Origin of the sequence: Sulfurivermis fontis, assembly GCF_004001245.1 — a bacterium.
In the GTDB taxonomy this organism is placed as follows: Bacteria; Pseudomonadota; Gammaproteobacteria; order Thiohalomonadales; family Thiohalomonadaceae; genus Sulfurivermis; species Sulfurivermis fontis.
Window position 1 is genome coordinate 2,424,220 of record NZ_AP018724.1, and the last position, 25,960, is coordinate 2,450,179.

A 25,960-nucleotide genomic window follows, 5' to 3' on the forward strand; every position below is an offset into this window, starting at 1 on the left:
GCAATAAGGCCGGATCAAGGGCCGACGCGCAGGTTGTTGACGACGCCTTTGACGCCGTCGATCTGTCGCACCATGTCAGCGATATGTTCCGCGCTGTCATTGCTGGCAACCGTGCCGGCCAGGGTGACCACGGCATCACGCACGCTGACGCGGATATCGCCGGCGTTGACACTCCTGTCGCGCACGAGGGCGCGGTTCACCGCCGCGGCCAGCAGATTGTCGGCGCGCGCCTCCTCATAACTGCGGCCGTCCTCCGCCCGCCCGCCCTGGCCGGCGCCCATCATGGTGCCGGCGGCGCAGCCGCCGAGCAGTGCCGCCATCAACAGCATCGTTGCAATACGCATCCGGCTCATCTCCCTGGAAAAAAACATGTTCAACCCTCGCCACAGCCGCCCCCGCCAGGCGTGGCTATGGTAACCCGATCGCCGGGGGCGACGGCGACGCTGACCTTGCCCGGCAGCAGAGCACCGTTGCGACGGTTCTCGCCCGTGGCGCCGGGGCTGCCGCCGGCCAGTCCCCAGGGCGCATGACGCCGCCGCTCGGTGAGCAGGGTGAGCTGGGCCGGGGCGAGAAATTCGAATTCGCGCACGATGCCGTCACCACCGCGGCGCTGCCCCGCGCCGCCCGAGCCGCGCCGTACCGCATAGCGCGTGACGCGCAGCGGATAGGCCGACTCCAGGGCCTCGATGGGCGTGTTGAGGGTGTTGGTCATATGGGTCTGTACCGCATCCAGCCCGCCACCGCCGGCGCCCGCCCCCATGCCGCCGCCGATGGTTTCATAGTAGTCCCAGTCACGGCCGCCGTTCCTGGCGCCCATGGCGACGTTGTTCATGCTGCCGTGGCTCGCCGCCGGAATCTGCAGCGGCAGGGCCTGGGCCAGGGCGCCGCAGATCACGTCCACCACCCGCGTGCTGGTCTCCACATTGCCCGCCGCCACAGCCGCCGGGCGCCGGGCGTTGAGCAGGCAGCCCTCCGGCGCGCTGAGTTCGATGGCGCGGAAGGCACCGGCGCAGGCCGGAGTCTCGCGCGGCATCAGGCAGCGGAACACGTAGTACACCGCTGCGGCCGCCACCGACAGCGGACAATTGACGTTGCCGGCCACCTGCGGCGCCGTGCCGGCGAAGTCCACCCGGACCCGGCCGCCCGCCACCTGCACCCGCGCCATGATGCCGATGTCCTGGCTGCCGACGCCGTCGTCGTCCAGCACATCGCCAAAGACATACTCTCCGTCGGGGATCTTCGCCAGCGCGCCATGGGCCAGGCGCTCGGCGTAATCATTGAGGGCCGTCAGTGCGGCACGATAGGCACTGCCCCCCATGCCCTGCACCAGTTCACGCAACCGCGCCAGGGCGGTGAGGTTGGCGCTCACTTGCGCGGCAAAATCGCCCGCCGCCTCGTCACGTCCGCCGGCCAGCCGCGCCAGCAGCGCGGCATCGGTACGACCGTCACGCACCAGCAGGGTGGGCGGAATCACCAGCCCCTCCTCGTCCAGCGTGCGCGAAATCGGCATGGAGCCGGGACTGTGCGCCCCGATATTGGCGTGGTGGGCGCGATTGGCGACAAATCCCAATAGCTCGCCGTCGAGCAGCAGCGGCGCGATGACCGTGACGTCGGGCAGGTGGGTGCCGCCGAGAAAGGGGTCGTTGACCACCACCATGTCGCCGGCGCGCCAGTCGATACCGCTGACGATGCCGCGCATGGCGTAGGCCATGCTGCCGAGGTGCACCGGGATGTGCGCCGCCTGGGCGCACAGCTCGCCTGCGGCATCGAACACGGCACAGGAAAAATCCAGGCGGTCACGGATGTTGGGCGAGAAGGCCGCGCGGCGCAGCGCCGCCCCCATCTCGTCACAGACGGCCTCGATACGGCTGGCGAACAGCGACAGTTCTATGGCATCCATGGCGCGGGATGGTAGCCCATCCCATGACAAATCGCAGCGGGCGGGAGAAACTCCACAGAAATTCTAGTGTCACACGCCATAAGTCCCTATCATATGCCCCTCGAACGGTCCCGGACCCAACCCATTTCCAACCCAAGCTCCAAGGAGTCTGTCACGTGAACACCAAGCGCAGAATCTTTCTCAAGGGCACCCTGGCCAGCAGCGCCGTTGCCGTCGCCGTCGGCGCCGGCCTGCTCTCCCCCCGTCAGGTGCTGGCCGCCTGGCCCAAGGAGGCCTTCGAGGCCAAGGACATCGCTGCCAGCCTGAAGGGCGTCTACAACGCCGACATGACCACCCCCAGCAACGACATCGAGATCAAGGCCCCCGACATCGCCGAGAACGGCGCCGTGGTCCCGGTCACCGTCAATGCCAACATCAAGGGCATCGAGTCCATCAGCCTGTTCGTCGAGCAGAACGGCACTCCCCTCACCGCCGTCTTCAACCTGGCCCCCAATGCCCTCGGCACCGTCTCCACCCGCGTCAAGATGGGCAAGACCTCCAACGTGGTCGCCGTGGTCAAGGCCGGCGGCACCCTGTATGCCGGCCGCAAGGAAGTGAAGGTCACCATCGGCGGCTGCGGCGGTTAAGCCACGGCACACACTGACGAATTGATACAGAGGACTATCTAAATGGCAGATTCAATCAAGATCCGCGCCACCCTCAAGGGCGATGTCTGCACCGTCAAGGCGCTCATCAAGCATCCGATGGAGACCGGCCAGCGCAAGGACAAGAAGACCGGCCAGGTCATCCCGGCCCACTTCATCCAGGAAGTCGTCTGCACCCACAACGGCAAGAACGTGCTGACCTCCGCCTGGGGCGCCGCCATCTCCGCCAACCCCTATCTCTCCATCGAGTTCTCCGGCGCCAAGAAGGGGGACAAGGTCGCCCTCGCCTGGGTCGACAACAAGGGCGAGAAGGACTCGGCCGAGACCGATATCGGCTAAGCCGCAGTCTCTCGTGCACTACCCAAGGCGGGGCAGCAATGCCCCGCTTTTTTTTGGCAATTCCAGAGTGATTTTCTTGGTTGCCGCCTGTACCCACGGAGAGTACCGTTGCGCAAGGAACCCGCGTAGTTCCGGGTGCTTCCGCACCACACATAACAAATACATGACCGGGGGAGGACACCATGCGCTATTTCGCATGCCTATTGCTTTTGAGCCTGAGCTGGCCCGCGCTGGCGGACAAGCCGCTGGCACCGCAGCAACTACCCGGTGCCACCGTGGTGGATGCCGAGCGGGCAGTGCTGCTCATCCAGACCACCCCCACCCTCGTCGTCATCGACAGCCGACTTGGTGAAGAACACGACAAGGGGCACATACCCGGCGCCGTGAACCTGCTCGATACCGACATGACCGAGGCCGCCCTGTCCCGCATCGCCCCGGACCGCGACACACCCCTGCTGTTCTATTGCAACGGCGAGCGCTGCCTGCGCAGCAGCAATGCCGCGGCCAAGGCCGCCGCCTGGGGTTACCGCACCGTCTACTGGTTCCGCGGCGGCTGGCAGGAGTGGCAACAAAAAGAGCTTCCCGTAGCGCGCTGAACAGCCGCCGATCATGGAGCGGATTTCACTGCGTACCCTGATCTCAGGCCTGTTGCTGGCGATCGTGCTGCTCGCCGTCATTCATACCGCAGTCTCGCAATACCAGTTCCGCCGTGCCGCCCTGGACTACCGCACCGACAGCATGGCGCGCGTCATCGAGGTCGCCGCCCACGAGGTGCTGCGCCAGGCCCGCGGCCATGCCATTGCTCTCGGCGGCTCCCTGCAACGCCGCCTGCACCTCCGCGACGGCACTGCACTGCACGCCCAGTTGCAAGAGCCCTTCAACAAGGGCTATGCCGAAGCGGGATACCTCGATCTGCTGGCGGTACGCGCCTACGACAGCGCACTCACGCCGCTCGCCGCGGGTGGGCGGGCCAACCTGCCGCCGCTGCCGGCACCATTCGTGCGGGACTTGCTCAGGCGCGAGGGCGTGGAGCGGCTCAAGGCGGTAAGCACGCTTTGGCTGGCAAACGCTGAGCCGTTCTATTCGGTCGTGATACCGATCGGCGGCCTGCAGGTGGAAGGCTATCTGGAAGTGGTGATCGACCCGCTGTTCAATCTGCGCCAGGTGGGCGAGATGATCCGCATGCCGTTCGGCGTGCACGGCCCCCACGGCGAAGAGATGCTCCACCCGGAAAATGTCCGTGAGGACGATCCGCGCTATTTCGCCATGGAGTACGCCTTGCGCGGCGTCGCTGACGACGCCGTTCTGTACCTGGCGGCCTACGCCGACATCGACCTGCTGTATCAGGACATGCGCCGCACCCAGATGATCACCACCCTGTGGTTCCTGGTGCTGACGCTGACCATGCTCGGCCTGTCCTTCTGGCTGCTGAACCGCCATCTGTTCCAGCCGGTGCACCACATGATCGGACAGATGGAGGATGCCGTGCGCGACGGCCGGGATACGCTGGTGACGCGGCACGGCATCAAGGAGGTGCACATCGTCGCCGCCGCGTTCAACATCATGGCCGCCCGTGTGCGCGATATCATCCAGGAACTGCAGCGCATCTCCGCCCAGGACGGCCTCACCGGCATCGCCAACCGCCGCAGCTTCAATCAGGCGCTGGAACGGGAGTGGCTGCGCGCCATGCGCCAGCAGACGCCGCTGTCCGCCCTGCTCATCGACATCGATTACTTCAAGCAATACAACGATCACTACGGACACCAGGCCGGCGACGAGTGCCTGAAGAGTATTGCCAGCGCACTCAGCCTGGCCGTGCAACGTCCCACCGATATGGTGGCGCGCTATGGTGGCGAGGAGTTTGTGCTGCTGCTGCCGGAGACCGACCGGCGCGGGGCGCTGCTCATCGCGGAACGGCTGCAGCAACTCATCAACCGCCTGGCCATTCCTCACGCCCTGTCGCCGCTGGGTCAGGTCGGCATGAGCATCGGGATCTGCACCCTGATCCCGCAACGCGACCAACCCAGCCAGCGCCTCGTCGCCTGCGCCGACCGCGCGCTGTACCGTGCCAAGGCCGCCGGCCGCAACCGCATCGAAGTGGCGAGCGCGGACGATGAAGCGGCCGGTACTGCCGTGCCCTGATCACTCCACCAGGAAGTTGCAGAACTGCCAGGGATCGCTGCGGTCGATGTTTTCCTCGAACAGGCGGCCACGTCCCTCCAGCGGAGTCCAATCGGTATACCTGCCGACCATCGGTCCCAGGTAAGGCCGCGCGATGTCCAGCACCTCGGCGTAATCCATGGCATCGGGTTCGGTGATGCCCCGCGCCGGATGGCGCATCACCCACACCACGCCCGCCAGCACCCCCGCCGTCACCTGCAAGGTAGTGGCGCTGTTGTACGGCACCAGGGCGCGCGCTTCGACGTTGGACAACTGCGAGCCATACCAGTACGCGCCGCGCCGCGGCCCCATCACCAGCACACCCAACTCATCGATGCCCTCAACGATGTCCTCCAGCAGCAGCCGCTGGCGCGGCTGCATGTGCCAGTTCTTGCCGGCCAGCTCGTGCAGGGACTGGACCGCATCGTCACAGGGATGGTAGGCGTAATGCACCGTGGGGCGATAGCTCACCTGGCCGCCCTCGTGCAGCGACAGATAGTCGGCGATGGAAATGGACTCGCCGTGCGAGATCAGAAAGCCGTGATAATTGCCCTCGCCGGGAGTCCAACTGCGCACCCGCACCGCGGCGCCGGGACGCTCGAGATAAATGGCGCAATCGCGGCCGAAGCCGTAACGGCGCGCCGCTGCCGGCCAGTGCCGCTCGTGCGTGCCCCAGCCCAGTTCCGCCGGTTGGCACGACTCGTCGACAAAGGCCTCGCACGACCAGGTGTTGACGAATTCGCCGCGCCGTTTCTGCCGTTGTCCGTACTGACTGTCACGTTCGGCGATATGGATGGTTCTGACCCCCAGGCCGTGCGCCAGCCGCGCCCACTCCTCACGCGTCATCGGTGTCGCGGTCATGCCGTGATCGGCGGCCAGATTGAGCAGGGCCTGTTTGAGAAAATGCGACACCAGGCCCGGATTCACGCCATGATTGATCACCGCCGTGGGACCGGCGCCATAGCGCTGGCGCAGCGCCAGCGCCGCTTCGCGGTAGGCGTAGTTGGAACGCTGCGCCGGCGTCAGCCTGGTATCGAAATGACCACCTTCCCACGGTTCGATGCAGGCATCCAAATAAAGAATGCCGTGCTCCTGGCAGTACTCGATCAGCGCCAGGCTGGAAACATTGACGGACAGGTTGAGGACAAAATCGCCCGCACCGACATGGCGGGCGAGGATGGCGCGGTAGTTGTCGGGCCGCAACGGCTCGACGTACTGCGTCACACCGTAGGACCGCGCCACATCGTCGCCGTTATCGTGCGCGCGCAGGACAGTGATCTGTTCCGGACGCAGCCCGATGTGGCGCAGCAGCAGCGGCAACACACCACGGCCGATGGCCCCGAATCCGAGCAGCAGCAGGCGCCCGCTGAATTGGACATAGTGCCGGTGTTCCGCCATGGCTCCCTCCCCGCGACTGGCCGCGATGGCAACTATACCAAGGAGAGATTACACGATGGATCGGCTGCCAATGAAAAGGCCGCCGGCTGACGCGGGCGGCCTTGCGCTACAGACGGCGGACGGCTTACTTCTTGGTGCCGCAGGTGTTGACACCCATCAGGCTGTAGGCCGGACAGAAACCCAGCAGGGCGGTGGCCAGCGGAACGATGCCGATGGCGCCCAGCCAGTTGCCGGCGGCGACACCCCAGCCGATGATGGCCAGACCGGCGATGATGCGAACAACCTTGTCTACGGTACCGACGTTTGCCTTCATAGTGGTTCTCCTTGTGCTGTGAGTGTAGCTGCCAGCAAGGATAGACAAGACCCCTGCCGCTGTCTGTGACTATGTCACCCAGTGGCGGTCCGCCCCAGCCGCACCCGATCGAGCAGCAGAATCTCGCCGCGCGTGCGCCGGATCATTCCCTCGTTCTCCAGGTCGCGCAGGATGCGGCTCACCACCTCGCGCGAACTGCCCAGGTCCACGGCCAGTTCCTGGTGGGTGGTGTGGGCCACGCCACCGGCCGCATGTTCCAACAGCCAGGCCGCCACGCGCGCATCCAGACGGCGGAACGCCACCTCCTCCACCACGGCGATGACGTCGGCCAGACGCCGCGCCACCAGACCGAACAGATAGCGGCGCCACGCCGCCGATTCACCCATCCAGGCGCGCACGCTGCCCGCCGGGATCAGCACCGCCTCCACCTCCGTTTCCGACACCGCCAGGGCGGGAAAGGGTATGTCGCTCATGATGCAGGAGGCGGTGAGCACACAACTGTCGCCGGCATCGATGCGGTACAGGGTGATCTCGCGCCCCGACTCCGCGCTCTTGAACACCCGCGCCCGACCGGACAGCAACAGCGGCAGATAGCCGCAACTGTCGCCCTGCTGGCACACCACCTGTCCCGGCGGCAGGCTGCGCACCACGGTCTCGCGCAAAAAGCGCTCCAGCAACGCTGTATCGTCGGCCAGCAACTCGGGGAATGTGCTGCGCAGGCGCTGGTGCAATGCGTGGTTCATGGCAGGAAGATCACCAACTCATGGGATAGACGCACACATAGTAAGGCAAGCAACAATTCAGCGCACCGGACTGAACCTGTGCTGTCGCTACGACTCGATACTGCTATGGTTATCTTTCCCGGCCCCGCTGCCTCGAGGTGAAGACATGCCGTTCCTGCGCCCCGGCGACATCCGCCCCTCCGAGATCACCCCTGCCGCCGTTTACCGCGACCGGCGCCGGTTTCTCGGTGCCGCCCTGGCCGCGGGGGGCGCCCTGCTGCTGCCCTCCGCCCTGCCGGCCGCGCCGCGCCGCTTCGGCCCGCTGCCACGCAGCCCGCTCAGCACCAGCGAGCCACCCAACAGTTACAAAGACATCACTACCTACAACAATTTCTATGAACTCGGCACCGGCAAGGACGACCCGGCGCGCAACGCCGCCCTGCTCAAGACCGAGCCCTGGTCGGTGACCGTCGACGGTGAAGTGGAAAGGCCCGGCACTTACACCCTGGAGGACATCCTCAAGCCCCACGCCCTGGAGGAACGCATCTACCGCCTGCGCTGCGTCGAGGCCTGGTCGATGGTGATCCCCTGGGTCGGCTTTCCGCTGGGCGATCTGATCAAGCGCTTCCAGCCCACCTCACGCGCCAAATACGTCGCCTTCACCACCCTGCACGACCCGGAGCAACTGCCGGGCCAGCGCCGCAACGTGCTGCAGTGGCCCTATGTGGAGGGCCTGCGCATGGACGAGGCGATGCACCCGCTGACCCTCCTCGCCGTCGGCCTGTATGGCGAGGTGCTGCCCGGCCAGAACGGCGCGCCGCTGCGCCTGGTGGTGCCGTGGAAGTACGGCTTCAAGAGCATCAAGTCCATCGTCCGCATCAGCCTGACCGAACAGATGCCACCCACCACCTGGAACCGCGCGGCGCCGCACGAATACGGCTTCTATGCCAACGTCAATCCGGCGGTGGATCACCCGCGCTGGAGCCAGAAGCGTGAACGCCGCCTGGGCGAGCTGCGCAAGCGCGAGACCCTGCCCTTCAACGGCTACGCCGAGCAGGTGGCGCAGCTCTACAGCAGCATGGACCTGACCAAGTGGTATTGAGCGAGCGCTGGCTGAAGCGCGTTGTTTTCCTACTCTGCCTGACGCCCCTGGCCTGGCTGCTGGCGCTGGCCCTGCGCGGCGAGCTGGGCGCCAATCCCATCGAGACCATCATCCGCTATTTCGGCGACTGGGCGCTGCGCCTGCTGCTGCTCACCCTCGCGGCCACGCCGCTGCGTCTGCTCAGCGGCTGGAGTTGGCCGGTGCGGCTGCGGCGCCTGCTCGGCCTGTTCACCTTTTTCTATGCCATGCTGCACCTGCTGGCCTATGCGGTGCTCGATCAGTTCTTCGACTGGGCCGCCATCTGGGAAGACATCGTCGAGCGCCCCTTCATCACCACCGGCATGCTGGCCTGGCTGCTGCTGTTGGCGCTGGCGCTGACTTCCAACCAGGCCTCCCAGCGCCGCCTCGGCCGCAACTGGAAGCGGCTGCACCGGCTGATCTACCCGGCGGCCATCCTGGCGGCGGTGCACTTCGCGCTGATGGTGAAGGCCGATCTGCGCGAGCCCCTCATCTACGGCGCTATACTCACGCTGCTGCTCGGTCTGCGCCTCATCCGACGCACCAGGGTGTACAAAACCCTTGAAAATCGGTAATCTTTACCAAATATATAGGTTATTAACCGCGCAGGCGGTCTTTCTTTTTGGGTGCCCGCCAGCCCCCGGGCGGGCGCCCGGCAACAATCCCACTATGTTGGTCAGGACTCAAACTCGAAACTAAAGGAGCACATTCATGAAGCACGAACTGCCGGCACTGCCCTACGCCAAGAACGCCCTGGAACCGTACATCTCCGCCGAGACCCTGGAATACCACCACGGCAAGCACCACCAGGCCTATGTCACCAACCTGAACAACTTGATCCCGGGCACCGAGTACGAGAACCTGTCCCTGGAAGACATCGTCAAGAAGGCCCCGGCCGGCGGTGTGTTCAACAACGCAGCCCAGGTGTGGAACCACACCTTCTACTGGAACTGCATGGCCCCCAATGCCGGCGGCGAGCCCAGCGGCGCCCTGGCCGATGCCATCAACAAGACCTTCGGTTCCTTCGCCGCCTTCAAGGAGAAGTTCACCAACTCCTGCGTCACCAACTTCGGCTCCGGCTGGACCTGGCTGGTGAAGAACAAGGACGGCTCCCTCGAGATCGTCAACACCTCCAACGCCGGCTGCCCGCTGACCATGGACAAGAAGCCGCTGCTGACCTGCGACGTGTGGGAGCACGCCTACTACATCGACACCCGCAACGCCCGTCCGAAGTACGTGGAAAACTTCTGGAACCTGGTGAACTGGGATTTCGTGGCGAAGAATTTCGCCTGATCCGCTCTGCCCACCGGGAGCGGCCAATGCCGCTCCCGGCCCCACAAAACGCAATTCCGCACCACTCCCGGGGGATTTGCACCCTCCCCGCAGAGTCAGTAGAATCGGTTCCCAGTGGACGACTGGCGGTCTCCGTGGAGGCTGCCTTTTTTGTTTTTCCGGGCTGGAATAATTTTTCTACGCGGTACAGGTAACACATCATGTCCGATGCATTGATGACCACCTACGCCCGCCTGCCGGTCACCTTCGCGAAGGGTGAAGGCGCCTGGCTGTGGGACAGCAATGGCAAGAAGTATCTCGACTCCGTCGCCGGTGTGGCGGTGTGCGGACTGGGCCACGCCCATCCCAAGGTCGCCGAGGCGCTGTGCCGCCAGGCGCAGACCCTGGTGCACACCTCCAACCTCTATGGCATCGCCAACCAGCAGGCGCTGGGCGAGCGCCTGGTGCGCGCCGCCGGCATGGATCGGGTGTTCTTCTCCAACTCCGGCGCCGAGGCCAACGAGGCCGCGATCAAGCTGGCACGCCTGTACGGTCACCAGAAGGGCATCGACACCCCGCTGATCATCGTCGCCGAGGGCAGCTTCCACGGCCGCACCCTGGCCACCCTCTCCGCCACCGGCAACCGCAAGGTGCAGGCCGGCTTCGAGCCGCTGGTCACCGGCTTCGTGCGCGTGCCCTACAACGACATCGAGGCCATCCGCACCGTCGCCAAGAACAGCGTCGGCGTGGCCGCCATCCTGATCGAACCGGTGCAGGGCGAAGGCGGCGTGCAGGTGCCGACCGAAGGCTACCTGCGCGACATCCGCGAGCTGTGCGACACCCACGGCTGGCTGATGATGCTCGACGAAATCCAGACCGGCATGGGCCGCACCGGCGAGATGTTCGCCTTCCAGCACGAAGGCATCAAACCCGACGTGATGACCCTGGCCAAGGGCCTGGGCAACGGCGTGCCCATCGGCGCCTGCCTGGCGCGCGGTGCCGCCGCCGAACTGTTCAAACCGGGCAACCACGGTTCCACCTTCGGCGGCAATCCGCTGGCCTGCGCCGCCGGTCTCGCCGTGCTCGACGTGCTGGAACAAAATGATCTTCCCACCCGTGCCGAAAACCTCGGCACACGCATGCTGCTCGGCCTCGCCGAAGCGCTGAACGGCAATCCGCATGTGGTCGACGTGCGCGGCAAGGGCCTGATGATCGGCATCGAGCTGGATCGTCCCTGCGGCGAGCTGGTGAAGCGTGCCCTGGAACAGGGCCTGCTCATCAACGTCACCGCCGAACGTGTGGTGCGGCTGCTGCCGCCGCTGATCCTGAGCGACGCCGAGGCCGACCAGATCGTGCAGCAGGTGGGCAGCCTGGTGCAGACTTTCCTGCAGGAAAGCGCCGCCTGAGAGCGATAATTTCATGGCTGTACGACACTTTCTCACCCTGCAGGACGCCAGCAAGGCCGAGCTGAAACAGCTGCTGCGCCGCGCCGGCGAACTGAAGGCCATGCAGCAGGCCGGCGAAATATACCAGCCGCTCAAGGGCAAGGTGATGGGTATGGTGTTCGAGAAGTCCTCGACCCGTACCCGCGTCTCCTTTGAAGTCGCCATGGTGCAATTCGGTGGCCATGCCATCTTTCTTTCGCCGCGCGACACCCAGCTCGGCCGCGGCGAACCCATCGAGGACACCGCGCGCGTGCTCTCGCGCATGGTCGATGTGGTGATGATCCGCACCTACGCCCACGAACAGATCGTGCGTTTCGCCGCCCACTCACGCGTGCCGGTAATCAACGGCCTCACCGACTCGTTCCATCCCTGCCAGATGCTGGCCGACATGCAGACCTATCAGGAACATCGCGGCGACATCGAGGGCAGGACCGTGGCCTGGATCGGCGACGGCAACAATATGTGCAACTCCTACATCGAGGGTGCGCGCCAGTTCGGCTATCGCCTGCACATCTCCACGCCGCCGGGCTACGAGCCGGACGCGCAGATCCTCGCCGCCGCCGGTGACAGCGTGCAGTTGTTCAGCGATCCGCTTGCGGCGGCACAGGGCGCCGATCTGGTCACCACCGACGTCTGGGCCAGCATGGGCATGGAGGAAGAGCAGCAGCAGCGCCTGCGCGACTTCGCCGCCTGGCAGGTGAATGATGCCATCATGGCGGCCGCCAGGCCCGATGCCCTGTTCCTGCACTGCCTGCCCGCCCACCGCGGCGAGGAAGTGGCGGCCTCGGTCATCGACGGCCCCAACAGCCAGGTGTGGGACCAGGCGGAAAACCGCCTGCACGCACAGAAGGCCTTGCTGGAATTCCTGCTGCTATCGCGCTAGCCCGTTTTAGGTAGATGGCGCGGAAAAGTGGGATAAAACGGCCGGCGGTAATCCAGCCGCGACGCCCCAGGAGGTAAGCCGTCACTTCAGTCGGTGGCGATGACCCAGTCACCGCGGGCGAAATTCTCCAGCGTGTGGCGCATGCGCCGCAGGTGGCTGCCCTCCCAGTAGAGCTTGTCGCAACGGGGGCAAAACCAGGCCTGCGGCGATGTCAGCAACGCCCCTTGCGGCAACTGCGCATACTGTTCCGGGCGCGCCGGGATGAGGGGGGTATTGCAGTCCAGACAGCGGGAAAAGGGACGGGACAGCCAGCCGATGGCAAAGCGTTGCGTCACGGCGGCAATCTGTTCCGGCAACGCATTCTCCGCCAGCCAGACCACCCGGCCATCGCCATTGCGCAGGCGCGCCATCTCCCGGTCGCGGGTCAGCAGCCAGCGCTCCTCGGCCACCGCCTGCCGCGCCAGTTCGCCGTCATCCGCCCCCGCCGTGGCGATGGCCGTGTCATAGCCCGCGGCACGCAGCCAGCGTCCCAGGCGCTGCAGCATTTCATCGCAGAGAAAGCGTGGCTCGGCCATCAGTATCCCTGTCCGATTGAAGCGGCCATGCCCGACGATGGTTTCCCATGGCGTGCCGGACATGGTGAAATAGTGACCATGAAATCACGCCTTCTCCTGTTCACCCTAGCCCTTGTTACTGGTGTCGCTCTGGCCGGCCCGCTGGAGGACGGCTTCGCCGCCTTCAAGGCGAAGGATTACGCCAGGGCCCTGCAACTATGGCAGCCGCTGGCGCAGGAGGGCAATGCCGACGCGCAGTACAACCTGGGCCTGCTGTACCACAAGGGCTGGGGCGTGGCGCGCGATGTGAAGCAGGCGCACGAGTGGTACACCCGGGCGGCCAACCAGGGGAATACCGACGCCATGTACAACCTCGGCGTGATGTATGTTTCCGGTGACGGCGTGTTCCGCAGCGACCGCCAGGCCCTGTCGCTGTTCGAGCACGCGGCGGCGCGCGGCCACCTGCCGGCGATGTACAACCTGGGCGTGATGTATGCCTACGGCCTCGGCACCGGGCAGGATGCAGCGAAGGCCATCGAACTGTGGACCCAGGCCGCCGACCGGGGTCTGGACGAGGCCCGCGCCGCGCTGGTGCAGGCCTACGAACAGGGTCTCACCGGCCTGGCGCCCGATCCGGCCAGGGCGAAGCAGTGGCGCAACCCGAACTGAACGCACCGGGATGCCTGTAGGCGCGCCTGCGGCGCAATGCGCTGCCCGGGGACATTGACACGCCATCGCGGCGGAGCCGCTCCTACCTAAGGAAGGTCTGAATAAGTCCATCCTGGACTTCTCAGACCACGCCAAGCGAAAAGTGTGATTTTCGCTTGGCTTCATTTTTCAACGACTTATCGTCGTTGAAAAATGGCGGCACATCCCTGTGCCGCGGAAGCTCTGAACTTATTCAGAGCTTCCCTAATTGTTCAGACAGGAACGTCGGCATGGAATCTTCGAATACCCCCGCCGTCTTCGAGGCGCACGGCGTCACCAAGACCTACCAGATGGGCGAGGTCGAGGTGCAGGCGCTGCGCGGCGTCGATCTCGAACTCTACAAGGGCGAGTTCGTGGTGATGCTCGGCCCCTCCGGCAGCGGCAAGTCCACCCTGCTCAACATCCTCGGCGGCCTCGACGTCCCCACCAGCGGCACGGTGCGCTATCAGGACCATGACCTCTCCGTCTACAACGACAGCTCCCTGACCCGCTACCGCCGCGAGCATGTCGGTTTCGTGTTCCAGTTCTACAATCTGATCCCCTCGCTCACCGCGCGCGAGAACGTGGCGCTGGTGACGGAGATCGCCGCGCGCCCGATGGCGCCGGAAGAGGCACTGCGCCTGGTCGGTCTGGGCGATCGGCTGGATCACTTCCCGGCCCAGCTCTCCGGCGGCGAACAGCAGCGCGTCGCCATCGCCCGCGCCATCGCCAAAAACCCCGCCGTGCTGCTGTGCGACGAACCCACCGGCGCGCTGGACGTCACCACCGGCATCGTGGTGCTGGAGGCGATCAGCCGCATCAACCGGGAGCTCGGCACCACCACCGTGGTGATCACCCACAACAGCGACATCGCCGCCATCGCCGATCGCATCATCCACATCAGCGACGGCCGCGTCGCCAGCGTCGAGCACAACGCCCGCAAGGTCTCGCCGCAGGAGCTGCACTGGTAGTGCCATGACCGCCCTCGACCGCAAGCTGTGGCGTGACCTGTGGCAACTGCGCGCACAGATGTTCGCCATCATGCTGGTGATGGCCTGCGGTGTCGCCACCTACATCATGTTCAGCAGCACGCTGGACTCGCTGCAGGAGAGCCGCAACGACTACTACCTCGACTACCGTTTCGCCGACGCCTTCGTCAACCTGAAGCGCGCCCCGCAGGCGGTGGGCGAGCGGCTGGCGGAGATCCCCGGCGTCAAGATCGCGGATACGCGCGTCACCGCCTGGGGCTCGGTCGACCTGCCCGACTTCCCCGAAACCATTACCGCCCTGCTCACCTCGCTGCCGGACGACGGGCCGGCGCTGCTCAACGACCTGTACCTGCGCGAGGGCCGCAGCATCGAGCCGGGCAATGACGACGAGGTGGTCATCGACCACTCCTTCGCCACCGCCCACGGCCTGCACCCCGGCGACGAACTGCCGGTGATCATCAAGGGCAAGCGCCGCGTGCTCACCATCGTCGGCACCGCCATGTCGCCGGAACACATCTACCAGCTGCGCCCCGGCGCCTTCTTCCCCGACGAGCTGCGCTACGCGGTGATGTGGATGGCGCGCACCCCGCTGGGCTACGCCTACGAAATGAAGGGCGCCTTCAACAACGTCGCCTTCCGCCTCGACGGCAGCCGCAGCGTGGAAGAGGTGATCGATCACGTCGACGACGTGCTGGCGCCCTACGGCGGCCTCGGCGCCTACGCCCGTGCCGATCAGCTGTCGCACAAGTTCCTTAGCGAGGAATTCAAGCAGCTCGACACCATCACCAATATCTTTCCGGTTATCTTCCTCGGCGTCGCTGCCTTCCTGCTCAACATCGTGGTCAACCGCCTGGTCACCACCCAGCGCGAGCAGGTGGCGGTGCTCAAGGCCTTCGGCTACAGCAACGCCGCCATCGCCCTGCACTACATCAAGCTGGTGCTGGTGGTGGTCGCCGTCGCGGTGCTCGTCGGCGTCGTGGCCGGCGTCTGGCTGGGGCGCGGCCTGAGCAGCATCTATCTCGGCTTCTACCGCCTGCCCTACCTGATGTTCGTGCTGCGGCCGGTACTGGTGACAAACGCCACCCTGTTCACTGCCGCCGCCGCCAGCCTCGGCACCCTGCTCGCCGTGCGCGCCGCGGCACGGCTGCGCCCGGCCCAGGCCATGAGCCCGGAGCCACCGGCGCGCTACCGCGAAACCCTGTTCGAGCGCATCGGCTTCAAGCACGCCCTGGCGCAACCCACGCGCATGATCTTCCGCCACATCGGCCACCGCCCGTTCAAGTCGGCGCTCACCGTGCTCGGCATCGCCCTCGCCGGCGCCATCACCACCACCGGGCTGTTCCAGGGCGACACCGTCGGCTACATGATGGACATCCAGTACAACGTCGCCTCGCGCGAAGACATGTCGCTCAGTTTCACCGAACCCAGCTCGGATCGCGCCCTCTACGAACTGGCCAGCCTGCCCGGCGTCGAGCACGGCGAGATCTTCCGCAACGTGCCGGTGCTGCTGCGCCACGAGCACCGCAGCCACCGCACCTCGATCCGCGGCGTCGAATCCGGCAATCAGGTGAAACGCCTGCTCGATGTCGAACTGCGCCCCATTCCGATCCCGGCCGACGGCGTGCTGCTCACCGACTATCTCGGCCAGATGCTCGGCGTGCAGAGGGGCGATACGCTGACGGTGGAGGTGCTCGAAGGCAACCGGCGCAGCTATCAGGTTCAGGTGGCCGGGCTGGTGAAGGAATATCTCGGCACCTTCGCCTACATGGACATCACCGCCCTAAACCAGCTCTTGCAGGAAGGCCGCGCCATCTCCGGCGTTTGGCTCGCCGTGGATGCGGAGGCCTATGCCGATCTGCACAGCCGCTTCAAGGGCACGCCGCGGGTGGCCAGCGTGGTCGAACGCACCCAGGACATGGAAAACTTCACCCGCATCATGGAAGAGACCATGCTGTACATCGCCTTCATCTCCACGGTGTTCTCCTGCATCATCGCCGTGGGCGTGGTCTACAACAGCGCGCGCATCATCCTCACCGAGCGCAGCCGTGAGCTGGCCAGCCTGCGCGTGCTCGGCTTCACGCGCGGCGAGATCTCCTACATCCTGCTCGGCGAACTGGCCCTGCTCACCGTCACCGCCCTGCCCCTCGGCCTGTGGCTCGGCTATGCGCTGTGCGGTTATATTGCCAGTACACTGCAGAACGAGCTGTACCGCGTGCCGCTGATAATCGACACGGAGACCTACGCCTTCTCCGCCGCCGTGGTGGTGGCGGCCACCGCCATCTCGGCCCTGCTGGTGCGGCACAAACTGGATAAACTGGATCTGATAGCGGTCCTCAAGACCAAGGAATGAACATGCACTGGCGCAGAAACACCATCCTCGGCCTCATCGGTCTCGGCATCGTCATTCTGATCGGCCTGGGCTTCCGTCAACCGCCGCGCGCGGTGGACCTCGCCACGGTACACACCGGCCCCTTGCAGGTCACGGTGCAGGAAGTCGGCAAGACCCGCGTCATCGATCGCTACGTCATCTCCGCGCCGGTGGCCGGCTACACGCCGCGCATCACCCAGCGCGTCGGTGACAGCGTGGCGCACGGCGAAACCATCGTGCAGCTGGAACCGGTGCGTCCCGCCGCGCTCGACGCGCGCAGCCATGCCGCGGCCCAGGCCCGCGTCGCCGCCGCCCAGGCCGCCTTGCAGGCCGCGAGCGAACAGGCCCGCGCCGCCGCCGCCGACGCAACGCAGGCCGAAGCCGAATACCAGCGCCTGCAGGAGCTGAGCAAACAGAATCTCATCTCACCCAACGACGTGGAACGCGCCCGCGCCCGCGCCGCGTCCGCCCTGGCAACGGAGCGCTCCAGCCGCTTCGCGGTGGAAGTCAGCCGCCACGAACTGGAAACCGCGCGCACCGCCCTGCAATACGCCGGCGGCGAAACCGTCAGCGGCACCCGCGTCGCCATCACCACCCCGGTCGACGGCCGCGTGCTCAAGCTATACCAGCAGAGCGAAGGCGTGGTCGCCGCCGGCCAGCCGCTGCTGGAAGTCGGCGACCCGCAACGCCTGGAAATCGCCATCGAGGCCCTGTCCTCCAACGCCGTGCGCATCCAGCCCGGCATGCGCGTCCTGTTCGAGCGCTGGGGCGGCACGCCGCTGGAAGGCCGGGTACGCCTCATCGAACCCGTCGGCTTCACCAAGATCTCCGCCCTCGGCGTCGAGGAACAACGCGTCCTCGTCATCGCCGACATCGCCGCCCCGCCGCAGCAATGGCAAACCCTCGGCGACGGCTACCGCGTCGACGCCCGCTTCATCCTGTGGGAAAGCGATGCCGCGCTGCAGGTCCCCGCCAGCGCCCTGTTCCGCCGCAACGACGGCTGGGCCGTATTCGTCGCCGACGATGGCCGCGCCCGTCTACGCGAGGTGACACCGGGTCAGCGCAGCGGGTTGGCGGCGCAGATATTGGACGGGCTGAAAGAAGGCGAGCGCGTGATCATCCATCCCGATGAGACGGTGGGGGATGGGGTGAGGATTGCGGAGCGGTGACGATCGCCAGAGTGTACAGGCGCGCTTCGACATATCGGTTACAGCCAACTGCCGCGCAGTATATTGCAGGGACGAAAACGTAAGGCGTTGAATCAGGGGAATGAACCGCCGTCCGCAATCCGCGCTATGCGGCGCATATTCCTTTTCTCCGCTATGTGGTTGTTCAGCGGCATAGCAGCTGTAGAAAACCATACAGGAACCAATAGCAATCTATTGATGTTGAAAGTAATATCGAAATTCAGCGCGGGCATCCCTCCCGCATATGCGGCGGATAATTCGCCGAATAGTAGTTGGGCTCCGGGGAAAGTTGACGGGGTGTGGCCTGGCGGCTACAGTGCGCCTATGATGGAGATTCGCAAAACGGATGTCTATGCCAAGTGGCTCGATGGCCTGCGGGACATTCGGGCTCGTGCCCGTATTCTCGCGAGAGTTGAACGCTTGGCTGAAGGAAATGCAGGAGACGCCGAACCCATCGGAGAAGGAGTCTCTGAGTTGCGAATCAACTATGGCCCCGGCTACCGGGTCTACTACAAACAGCAAGGAAGAGAGCTGGTGATCTTGTTGGCTGGCGGTGATAAGGGCAGTCAATCAAGAGACATCAAGACGGCTCTACGGCTTGCTCGTAATCTGTAGGAAAATTCTGTGAAAAAGACAGCAACTTCCCGCTACGACGTTGCCGAGCATCTGCGCACTCCCGAAGAAATGGCTGCTTATCTGGAAGCATGCTTAGAAGAGGCGGATGGTGATGCTGCGTTTATAGCAAAGGCCCTCGGAGACATTGCGCGCGCTAAAGGCATGTCTCAAGTGGCACGCGATGCAGGTGTGTCACGTGAAAGCCTGTACAAGGCGCTCTCCGGCGAAAGAGCCCCAAGCTTCGACACCATTCTGAAAGTCGTTGGCGCACTCGGTCTGAGGTTTCATGCCGAAGCAGCACATATCCAAGACCATGCCCAACAAGGCGCTCCAACCGACGCTCGTCCATCGCGCGGTTGAGCGCTGGCGTTAGCGTTTTATTTAGGGGGCATGGTAGGAAATGGAAATTGCACTCTTCTTTGGTGGTGCTTTGATCTCTTGGATAATTACTCACGCCTATTACCGACGTTCATCGAAAATAGCGCCCGACTGGGCGCTGCCTCTGATTGCAAAACTCCCGGACACGCCTCCTACGAAGGAGCGTCTACTTGAGTTGGTACAAGAGTACCTTGGGAAGGGCGAGGTCAAAGTCAATGACCCAACAGGTCACATTGCTTGTCCTGAATGCGCCAATTCAGCTGAGCATTTCGAGCAAAAGGTGTTTGGAGATGAGCGCCACACAGTTGTTGTCACGTCCTGTCCAGCCTGTGGGTGGAGTCAAACTGATGAGGTGTGACGCTAACCATCGGCTCCAGGCGACCCGCAAAAGCGGCGCGGGTTTGGCGGTCGGTTTCGGCGTCTGAACAACCGGGGACAGACCACGGTTAAATTGAGCGTGCGCGAAGCGCACGCCACCCGCGCGATGCCGCAGGCGAGCCGGGTTGGGCCCCGTCTGCCGTGCCGAGCATCGCAGCCTGAATCGGATCAAGCCCGCAGGGGACAGGCCAGGGACGGCCTGTCCTCGCCTTCGCGTCAGGAAGACGCGTAGGCGAGCGCCGATTCAGGCGAGAAGCACAGGGACGAATCGGCAGGACAGCCGATTCGCACAGCCGCAGGCTGCCCGAAGGGTGAGACACAGGGATGTGCCGAATGAACCCGCAGGGCGCGGCAGTCGGGCCGACTTTCTTTGGTTACTTTCTTTGGCGGGACAAAGAAAGTGACCCGCGCGCGGGGCGGCTCCCCGCATTAGATGGATATGCGCGCGAATGCGCGCACATTGAATTTAACACCACTCACCCTAGCCCTGGGAAACATGCTCCTGCGTTTACAACCGACTACATCCATGTAGTCGTCTCCCTGAGGGAGAGGGGATGAAAGAGCAGCGCCCCTGGGGGAGGGAACAAAATGAGCGCTGAACGCGCCTTAGTCCCCCTCCCTAACCCTCCCCACCAAGTGGGGAGGGAACTCACAGTCAGCGCTTCCGCGCCTCCTCCTCCATCTCTTCCAGCGACACATGGCGCACGTCCTTGCCGCGCACCAGGTAGATCACGTATTCGCAAATGTTGCGCGCGTGGTCGCCGATGCGCTCCAGGGCGCGGGCGGCCCACAGCACGTCCAGCGAGCGGGTGATGGTGCGCGGGTCTTCCATCATGTAGGTGATGAGCTGGCGCGTCAGGGCGTCGTACTCCTTGTCGACATTGATGTCGTCGCGCGCGACCTGCACGGCGGCCTCTGGGTCCATGCGGGCGAAAGCATCGAGGGCGTCGTGCAACAGCTGACGCACGTGGTTGCCGAGGTGGACCAGGTCTTCGTAGTGGTTGCGGTTCTCACGTCCGCCGGTGAGGCGCATGGCGATGCTGGCAACACGCTCGGCCTGGTCGCCGCAGCGTTCCAGATCGGTGATGGTCTTGATGACCGCAACGATCAGGCGCAGGTCGCCGGCGGCGGGCTGGCGGCGAGCCAAGATGCGTGAGCATTCCTCATCGATGGTGACCTCCATGGCGTTGACCTTGAGATCGCCCTTGATCACCAGTTCCGCCAGCTCGACGTTTTCATCCATCACCGCGGTGAGGGCGTCGGCGAGCTGCTGCTCGACCAGGCCACCCATGCTCAGCACGCGGGTGCGGATGTCTTCCAGCTCGACGTTGAACTGCTGGGAGATGTGTTGACCTAGGCTCATCTTGTCCATTGCTGCGTTTCCTTTGCGCTGAATACGCGTGTTGTCGTTGCCCTGTTGCGCGGTGCCGATATTCCGGCTGCCGCTGCTGGCGGGATGTAGCACGCCCTGCCAACCTGTTTTCCCGTCCATCTCCTCCCCCGCCCGGGGGAGCTTGGGAGGGGGAGCGGCGTTGGAAACGCCGCTTTGCCCCTCCCTAACCCTCCACATAGCGGAGATGGAATGTAACTATCGTCCTCCTCACACAGTACGGAGGGAACGAGTGATATCAATCAACCGTAGCGGCCGGTGATGTAGTCCTCGGTCTGCTTCCTCGACGGGTTGGTGAAAATGGTGTCGGTGTCGTTGTATTCGATCAGGTCGCCCATGTACATGAAGGCGGTGTAGTCGGAGACGCGCGCCGCCTGCTGCATGTTGTGGGTGACGATGACGATGGTGTACTGCGACTTCAGTTCGTTGATCAGTTCCTCGATCTTCAGGGTGGAGATCGGATCCAGCGCCGAGGCCGGTTCGTCCAGCAGCAGCACCTCCGGCTCGATGGCGATGGCGCGGGCGATGACCAGGCGCTGCTGCTGACCGCCGGACAGGCCCATGGCATTGTCGTCGAGGCGATCCTTGACCTCGTTCCACAGCGCTGCGCCCATCAGCGCCTTTTCCACCGCCTCGTCGAGGATGCGGCGGTTGTTGACGCCTTGCAGGCGCAGGCCGTAGGCGACGTTCTCGTAGATCGACTTGGGGAACGGATTGGGCTTCTGAAACACCATGCCGACCTTGCGGCGCAGCTCGGCGACGTCGATGCCGCGGCGGTAGATGTCCTCGCCATCGAGCATGATCTCGCCCTCGATGCGACAGATGTCGATGAGGTCGTTCATGCGGTTGAAGCAGCGCAGCAGGGTGGATTTGCCGCAGCCGCTGGGGCCGATGAAGGCGGTGACGCGCTGCGCGGGGATCTGCAGGCTGATATTTTTCAGCGCCAGATCGCTGCCGTAGTACAGATTCAGGTTGCGCACGTCCAGGCAGACGGTTTCGTCGGCGAGCGACAGCTTCTGCCGCTCCTCGCCCTCGAACAGGTGGGCGCCGACGGCGTGGGTGCGGGACGTGGGTGTATTGCTGCTGGTCATGTCCATAGCCTTGCCTATAGCGTTCATGATTCGTTACTCCGTTGCGTGCGCTGGCACATCAATCGGATTCGCTGCGGTATTTTTCGCGCAGGTGGTTGCGGATGCTGATGGCGGTCAGATTGAGCAGCACGATCAGGATCACCAGGGTCAGCGAGGTGGCATACACCAGCGGCCGCGCCGCCTCTACGTTGGGGCTCTGGAAGCCGACGTCGTAGATGTGGAAGCCCAGGTGCATGATCTTGCGCTCCATGTGGATGAAAGGCGCGTTGGCGTCGATGGGCAGGGTCGGCGCCAGCTTGACCACGCCCACCAGCATCAGCGGCGCCACCTCGCCGGCGGCGCGGGCGATGGCGAGGATCAGGCCGGTCATCATCGCCGGAGTGGACAGCGGCACCACCACCTTCCACAACGTCTCCGCCTTGGTGGCGCCGAGGGCCAGGCTGCCCATGCGGATGGAGCTGGGGATGCGCGCCAGACCTTCTTCGGTGGCGACGATGACCACCGGCAGGGTGAGCAGGGCCAGGGTCAGCGAGGCCCAGAACAGGCCCGGTGTGCCGAACGTCGGCGACGGCAAGGCCTCGGGATAGAACAGGGCATCGATGGAGCCGCCGAGGAAGTAGACGAAGAAGCCGAGACCGAATACGCCGAACACGATGGACGGCACGCCGGCCAGGTTGTACACCGAGACACGGATCAGGCGCAGCAGCGGCCCCTGCTTCGCGTACTCGCGCAGGTAGATGGCGGCGAGGATGCCGAAGGGTGTGACGATGATGGACATGACCATCACCATGGTCACGGTGCCGAAGATGGCGGGGAAGATACCGCCCTCGGTGTTGGCCTCGCGCGGATAGCCGCCGATGAATTCACCGAAGCGATCGAAGTAATAAGCGATCTTGGCGAACACCGACATGGCATTGGGCTGCGAGGCGCGCACGATGTTGGCCACCGGCACATTCACCTTGCGCCCATCCATGATCTCGGCTACCAGGGTATCGCGGCGCACGTCGCGATACAGCTTTTCCAGTTCTTGCGCGAAACGCGCATATTCAGCATCCAGCTCGGCGCGCTCGGCGGCCATCTGCGCCTTGCGCTGTGCCGCCTCCGCCGCCGGCATGTTCGGGTCCAGCGCCATGCGACGCTCTTCCAGGCGCAGGCGCTCCATGCGAAAGTTGACGTTGCCGATGTCCTGACGCTCGATCTTGCGGATGGCCTCGTGAATGTCGTTGGCGCGCTTGATGCGCGCCTGCAGTTCCGGCCATAGCGCATCGCCTTGGGCAATGCTGCGGCCTTCTTCCTTCAGTTCCAGCGGATAGCCATAGAAATTGCCCCACTCGCGCCGTTCCAGCATCACGGCATTGAGCGGATAGCGCGGCTCGCCCATGCGCGGTTTCAGATACCAGACGAAGTCACGCCCCAGGGTATCGCGGTTGCCCTGTTTGATCAGGTGGCGTTCGACGATCCGCACATCTTTGGGGATCTGCTCACCGGCATCGCGCAACACGGAGGCTGCCAGTTCTTCGCTGCGTACCAGTTCGCCCAACACGCGCTCAACCTTGCCGTCCGGACTGGTGACATCCACTTCCATGAGATCGTGGGGCCAGAAGTGACCAAAGCCGCGCACGGCGATGAGCGCCAGCAGGCCCAGCACCATCACCATGCTCGCCGCCACGGCGCCGGCGTTGAGCCAGATCCACGGCGCGCCGCTCTTGCCCCAGGTTTTGATATTCACAAGACTCATGACTAGGCGCTCCGGATCACAGGGTGCTGTAACGTTTGCGCAGGCGCTGGCGCACGATTTCCGCCACGGTGTTCATCACGAAGGTGAGCACCAGCAGCACCAGGGCGGCGAGGAACAGCACGCGGAAGTGGGTGCTGCCGAGCGGCGTCTCCGGTAGCTCCACCGCGATATTGGCCGACAGGGTGCGCATGCCCTCGAAGATGTTGAAGTTCATGACCGGGCTGTTGCCGGTGGCCATCAGCACGATCATCGTCTCGCCCACGGCGCGGCCGAAGCCCATCATCACCGCGGCGAAGATGCCGGGGCTGGCGGTGGGCAGCACCACGCCCACCATGGTCTGCCACGGCGTCGCGCCCAGCGCCAGGGACCCCTGGGTCAGGTGGCGCGGCACGGTGAAGATCGCGTCCTCGGCGATGGAGAAGATGGTGGGGATCACGGCGAAGCCCATGGCGATACCGACAACCAGGGCGTTGCGCTGGTCGTAGGTGATGCCGACATCAGTCAGCCACTGGCGCATGCTGCCGTTGAAGAACCACACCTCCAGCGTCGGGCTCATGACGATGCACAGCCAGCCCACCAGCAGGATCACCGGCATCAGGATCGCCGCCTCCCAGCCGGGCGGCACCAGCAGACGCAGCCGCGCCGGCAGGTTGGCCCAACCATAGGCCACCAGCAGCATGGCCACCGGCATCAGCAGCAGGATACTGAACACCGCCGGCAGGTTGTTTTCCATGAACGGCGCCAGCCACAGGCCGGCGAGGAAGCCGAGGATCACCGTCGGCAGCGCCTCCATGATCTCGATGCTCGGCTTGACGAAGCCGCGCAGGCGCGGGGTCATGAAATAGGCGGTGTACAACGCACCCATGATGGCGAGGGGAATGGCGAACATCATGGCGAAGAAGGCGGCCTTGATGGTACCCAGGGTCAAGGGCGCCAGGCTGAACTTGGGTTCGAAGTCGTCGCTGCCGGAGGAGGCCTGCCAGACGTAATCTTCACCGGCACGGTTTTCGTACCATACCTTACCCCACAGCGCCTTGAACGAAATCTCCGGGTGGCGGTTGTACAGGTCGAGAAAACGCATCTGGTTGCCGACATCGGTTACCAGCAAAGTGTCGTTTACCGGCGAGACGGCCAGGCCGGTGATGGCGGCCTCGGCCACCTTTTCCATCAGCAGGGTACGGGCCGAGGTGGTGAAGTGCACACCGATGTTGCCGCCGGCATCACCGACGACGAATCCCTTACGCGCGTACTCCGGTGCGATGAAGGTGATGGCCGCGGGATGCGACTTGAACTCGCGGATGCGCGTCAGGTGATACTTGTTCTGCTCGTCGCGCACCGGGAACCACTGCGCCACGCTGCCGTCGGAACCGCCGACGATGATGGATACCGTACCGGCGAGATAGCGCATGGCGTTGATGCGCACACCCTCCTGCACCACACGCACGCTCTCCACCAGCTTCGCCTCGTCGGGGTAGACGATGTCGTAGTGATGGATATAGCCGGCATCATCGGCCACGAACAGGTTGCGCGTGGTCTTGTTGATCAGGATGTGGGTGGGGCGGCCCGGCACCGGCGGCAGGGAATAGGAACTACGCTTCACCTCCACCTCGCCGGTCATGAACGACACCGCCGCGCGATAGATGGCCAGGGTGAGGCGGCCGTCGGCCGTGGCGCCGGCCAGGGCATAGCCTTCGCCTGCGGTCTGGATACCGATCACGGTCAGCGGCGCGCCCTGCTCATCCAGCAGCAACGGGGCGTCACCCAGGGGATAGGTGATGTCCGGCTCGATGTGGCGCACATCGTCCGGATAGGTCAGGGTGTATTCATGCTTGCTGACCAGGGCGCGGCCATCCGACAGGCCGTAGGCACGCACACCGTATTTCACTTCCGTTTGCGCGCTGCTCACCACTTCCGCCCCCTGCGGGATGGGCAGATGCAGGCGCTTGCGCACAACTCCGGTACGCGGTTCGAGGAAGGTGACACTGCCATCACGGCCATACACACTGGCCACTTCGGTATAGCGCTCGGTGGCCATATCGACCACCTGTTCGCCAGCGACTCCGGCCGGCAGGGTATAGGTGCTCACCGGCTCGACGCTGGCCGGACGCAGCATGGGAAAAACTTCCCAGAACAGGTAAACGAAGATCAGCGCCAGGGCAAACACCACACCGAGGCCACCGGCGGCGACGCCGTAACGGGAGATGCGGTCCTTGGCATAGCGCCAGCGCCGCAGGCTGGCACGCTTCTCGCCACTGGGCAGCAGGGACACACGGGCGCCGTCCACGGGGACAGCTTGGGCGACGGTATCGGTCATGGGTCGGCGTTCTCGCGCTAGCGCTCGGGCTTGTGACAGGACGGCTACGGTATTACACAAATGTTACAAATCGAT

Annotated in this window: 26 protein-coding genes; 16 read left to right on the top strand and 10 right to left on the bottom strand. The window is 64.7% G+C overall.

Annotation, left to right across the window (positions count from 1 at the left end):
- Positions 1-14: 14 nt before the first annotated feature.
- Together EP379_RS12235 and EP379_RS12240 are read right to left on the bottom strand one after the other, a co-directional pair.
- On the bottom strand, positions 15-344 hold the full coding sequence (locus EP379_RS12235) for a BON domain-containing protein (protein ID WP_172600477.1): 330 nt from the start codon (positions 342-344) through the stop codon (positions 15-17).
- A 29-nt stretch (positions 345-373) separates the two neighbouring features.
- Positions 374-1,900 carry a hydantoinase B/oxoprolinase family protein gene (locus tag EP379_RS12240; RefSeq protein WP_127478076.1) on the bottom strand — a complete coding sequence of 509 codons (1,527 nt, stop codon included), beginning with the start codon at positions 1,898-1,900 and terminating at the stop codon, positions 374-376.
- Positions 1,901-2,055: 155 nt separating this feature from the next.
- On the opposite strand from EP379_RS12240, the gene soxY reads away from it, so the two are divergent.
- The 4 genes from soxY (at position 2,056) to EP379_RS12260 (ending at position 5,025) form a co-directional block, all read left to right on the top strand.
- Entirely contained in the window at positions 2,056-2,526 is a 471-nt protein-coding gene (gene soxY / locus EP379_RS12245; protein ID WP_232023908.1) for a thiosulfate oxidation carrier protein SoxY, read from the top strand.
- Positions 2,527-2,568: 42 nt separating this feature from the next.
- Positions 2,569-2,883, top strand: a complete 315-nt coding sequence (gene soxZ, locus EP379_RS12250) for a thiosulfate oxidation carrier complex protein SoxZ (RefSeq protein ID WP_127478078.1) — start codon at positions 2,569-2,571, stop codon at positions 2,881-2,883.
- Between the two features lie 182 nt (positions 2,884-3,065).
- The gene (locus tag EP379_RS12255; protein ID WP_127478079.1) at positions 3,066-3,479 is read left to right on the top strand and encodes a rhodanese-like domain-containing protein; all 414 of its coding nucleotides are present in this window, start codon (positions 3,066-3,068) and stop codon (positions 3,477-3,479) included.
- Between the two features lie 13 nt (positions 3,480-3,492).
- Positions 3,493-5,025, top strand: coding sequence for a GGDEF domain-containing protein (locus EP379_RS12260; protein WP_127478080.1), 1,533 nt, complete (start codon positions 3,493-3,495; stop codon positions 5,023-5,025).
- Here the strand turns inward: EP379_RS12260 and EP379_RS12265 are convergent, their stop codons facing one another.
- The 3 genes from EP379_RS12265 to EP379_RS12275 all read right to left on the bottom strand — a co-directional run bounded on the left by EP379_RS12265 (position 5,026) and on the right by EP379_RS12275 (position 7,497).
- The gene (locus EP379_RS12265; RefSeq protein WP_127478081.1) at positions 5,026-6,441 is read right to left on the bottom strand and encodes a homospermidine synthase; all 1,416 of its coding nucleotides are present in this window, start codon (positions 6,439-6,441) and stop codon (positions 5,026-5,028) included. It lies immediately after the preceding gene.
- 124 nt (positions 6,442-6,565) lie between these two features.
- Positions 6,566-6,754 carry a YgaP family membrane protein gene (locus EP379_RS12270; RefSeq protein WP_127478082.1) on the bottom strand — a complete coding sequence of 63 codons (189 nt, stop codon included), beginning with the start codon at positions 6,752-6,754 and terminating at the stop codon, positions 6,566-6,568.
- 74 nt (positions 6,755-6,828) lie between these two features.
- Positions 6,829-7,497, bottom strand: coding sequence for a Crp/Fnr family transcriptional regulator (locus tag EP379_RS12275; protein WP_127478083.1), 669 nt, complete (start codon positions 7,495-7,497; stop codon positions 6,829-6,831).
- A 145-nt stretch (positions 7,498-7,642) separates the two neighbouring features.
- On the opposite strand from EP379_RS12275, the gene msrP reads away from it, so the two are divergent.
- The 5 genes from msrP to argF all read left to right on the top strand — a co-directional run bounded on the left by msrP (position 7,643) and on the right by argF (position 12,196).
- Complete coding sequence (gene msrP / locus EP379_RS12280) at positions 7,643-8,578, top strand: protein-methionine-sulfoxide reductase catalytic subunit MsrP (RefSeq protein WP_127478084.1); 936 nt, start codon at positions 7,643-7,645, stop codon at positions 8,576-8,578.
- Positions 8,569-9,171, top strand: coding sequence for a protein-methionine-sulfoxide reductase heme-binding subunit MsrQ (locus EP379_RS12285; protein ID WP_127478085.1), 603 nt, complete (start codon positions 8,569-8,571; stop codon positions 9,169-9,171). Before msrP ends, EP379_RS12285 begins: the two co-directional genes overlap by 10 nt.
- Before the next feature lie 136 nt (positions 9,172-9,307).
- Positions 9,308-9,889, top strand: a complete 582-nt coding sequence (sodB, locus tag EP379_RS12290; RefSeq protein ID WP_127478086.1) for a superoxide dismutase [Fe] — start codon at positions 9,308-9,310, stop codon at positions 9,887-9,889.
- A gap of 200 nt (positions 9,890-10,089) precedes the next feature.
- On the top strand, positions 10,090-11,274 hold the full coding sequence (locus EP379_RS12295) for an acetylornithine transaminase (RefSeq protein WP_127478087.1): 1,185 nt from the start codon (positions 10,090-10,092) through the stop codon (positions 11,272-11,274).
- Between the two features lie 13 nt (positions 11,275-11,287).
- Entirely contained in the window at positions 11,288-12,196 is a 909-nt protein-coding gene (argF, locus tag EP379_RS12300; RefSeq protein WP_127478088.1) for an ornithine carbamoyltransferase, read from the top strand.
- Positions 12,197-12,282: 86 nt separating this feature from the next.
- On the opposite strand, the gene EP379_RS12305 is transcribed toward argF, so the two are convergent.
- Positions 12,283-12,834 (bottom strand): DUF5615 family PIN-like protein, encoded by a 552-nt coding sequence (locus EP379_RS12305; protein WP_127478089.1) that lies wholly within the window; start codon positions 12,832-12,834, stop codon positions 12,283-12,285.
- A gap of 15 nt (positions 12,835-12,849) precedes the next feature.
- Between EP379_RS12305 and EP379_RS12310 the strand changes: the two genes are divergently transcribed.
- From EP379_RS12310 to EP379_RS12340, 7 genes are all read left to right on the top strand, one after another.
- Positions 12,850-13,419, top strand: coding sequence for a tetratricopeptide repeat protein (locus EP379_RS12310; RefSeq protein ID WP_172600478.1), 570 nt, complete (start codon positions 12,850-12,852; stop codon positions 13,417-13,419).
- A 269-nt stretch (positions 13,420-13,688) separates the two neighbouring features.
- The gene (locus EP379_RS12315; protein ID WP_127478091.1) at positions 13,689-14,408 is read left to right on the top strand and encodes an ABC transporter ATP-binding protein; all 720 of its coding nucleotides are present in this window, start codon (positions 13,689-13,691) and stop codon (positions 14,406-14,408) included.
- 4 nt (positions 14,409-14,412) lie between these two features.
- Entirely contained in the window at positions 14,413-16,776 is a 2,364-nt protein-coding gene (locus EP379_RS12320; RefSeq protein WP_127478092.1) for an ABC transporter permease, read from the top strand.
- A gap of 2 nt (positions 16,777-16,778) precedes the next feature.
- The gene (locus EP379_RS12325; protein WP_232023909.1) at positions 16,779-17,963 is read left to right on the top strand and encodes an efflux RND transporter periplasmic adaptor subunit; all 1,185 of its coding nucleotides are present in this window, start codon (positions 16,779-16,781) and stop codon (positions 17,961-17,963) included.
- 342 nt (positions 17,964-18,305) lie between these two features.
- Positions 18,306-18,596 (top strand): type II toxin-antitoxin system RelE/ParE family toxin, encoded by a 291-nt coding sequence (locus EP379_RS17035; RefSeq protein WP_127478919.1) that lies wholly within the window; start codon positions 18,306-18,308, stop codon positions 18,594-18,596.
- A gap of 9 nt (positions 18,597-18,605) precedes the next feature.
- The gene (locus EP379_RS12335; protein WP_127478094.1) at positions 18,606-18,956 is read left to right on the top strand and encodes an addiction module antidote protein; all 351 of its coding nucleotides are present in this window, start codon (positions 18,606-18,608) and stop codon (positions 18,954-18,956) included.
- 40 nt (positions 18,957-18,996) lie between these two features.
- Positions 18,997-19,332 (top strand): hypothetical protein, encoded by a 336-nt coding sequence (locus EP379_RS12340; protein ID WP_127478095.1) that lies wholly within the window; start codon positions 18,997-18,999, stop codon positions 19,330-19,332.
- A 675-nt stretch (positions 19,333-20,007) separates the two neighbouring features.
- Here the strand turns inward: EP379_RS12340 and phoU are convergent.
- From phoU to EP379_RS12360, 4 genes are all read right to left on the bottom strand, one after another.
- Positions 20,008-20,724 (bottom strand): phosphate signaling complex protein PhoU, encoded by a 717-nt coding sequence (phoU, locus tag EP379_RS12345; protein WP_127478096.1) that lies wholly within the window; start codon positions 20,722-20,724, stop codon positions 20,008-20,010.
- A gap of 260 nt (positions 20,725-20,984) precedes the next feature.
- Positions 20,985-21,833 (bottom strand): phosphate ABC transporter ATP-binding protein PstB, encoded by an 849-nt coding sequence (pstB, locus tag EP379_RS12350; protein WP_420824460.1) that lies wholly within the window; start codon positions 21,831-21,833, stop codon positions 20,985-20,987.
- Positions 21,834-21,891: 58 nt separating this feature from the next.
- On the bottom strand, positions 21,892-23,571 hold the full coding sequence (gene pstA, locus EP379_RS12355; protein WP_338055808.1) for a phosphate ABC transporter permease PstA: 1,680 nt from the start codon (positions 23,569-23,571) through the stop codon (positions 21,892-21,894).
- Positions 23,572-23,587: 16 nt separating this feature from the next.
- A complete protein-coding gene (locus EP379_RS12360; protein ID WP_127478097.1) occupies positions 23,588-25,885 on the bottom strand; it encodes an ABC transporter permease subunit in 2,298 nt (765 codons plus the stop codon).
- Positions 25,886-25,960: the final 75 nt, after the last annotated feature.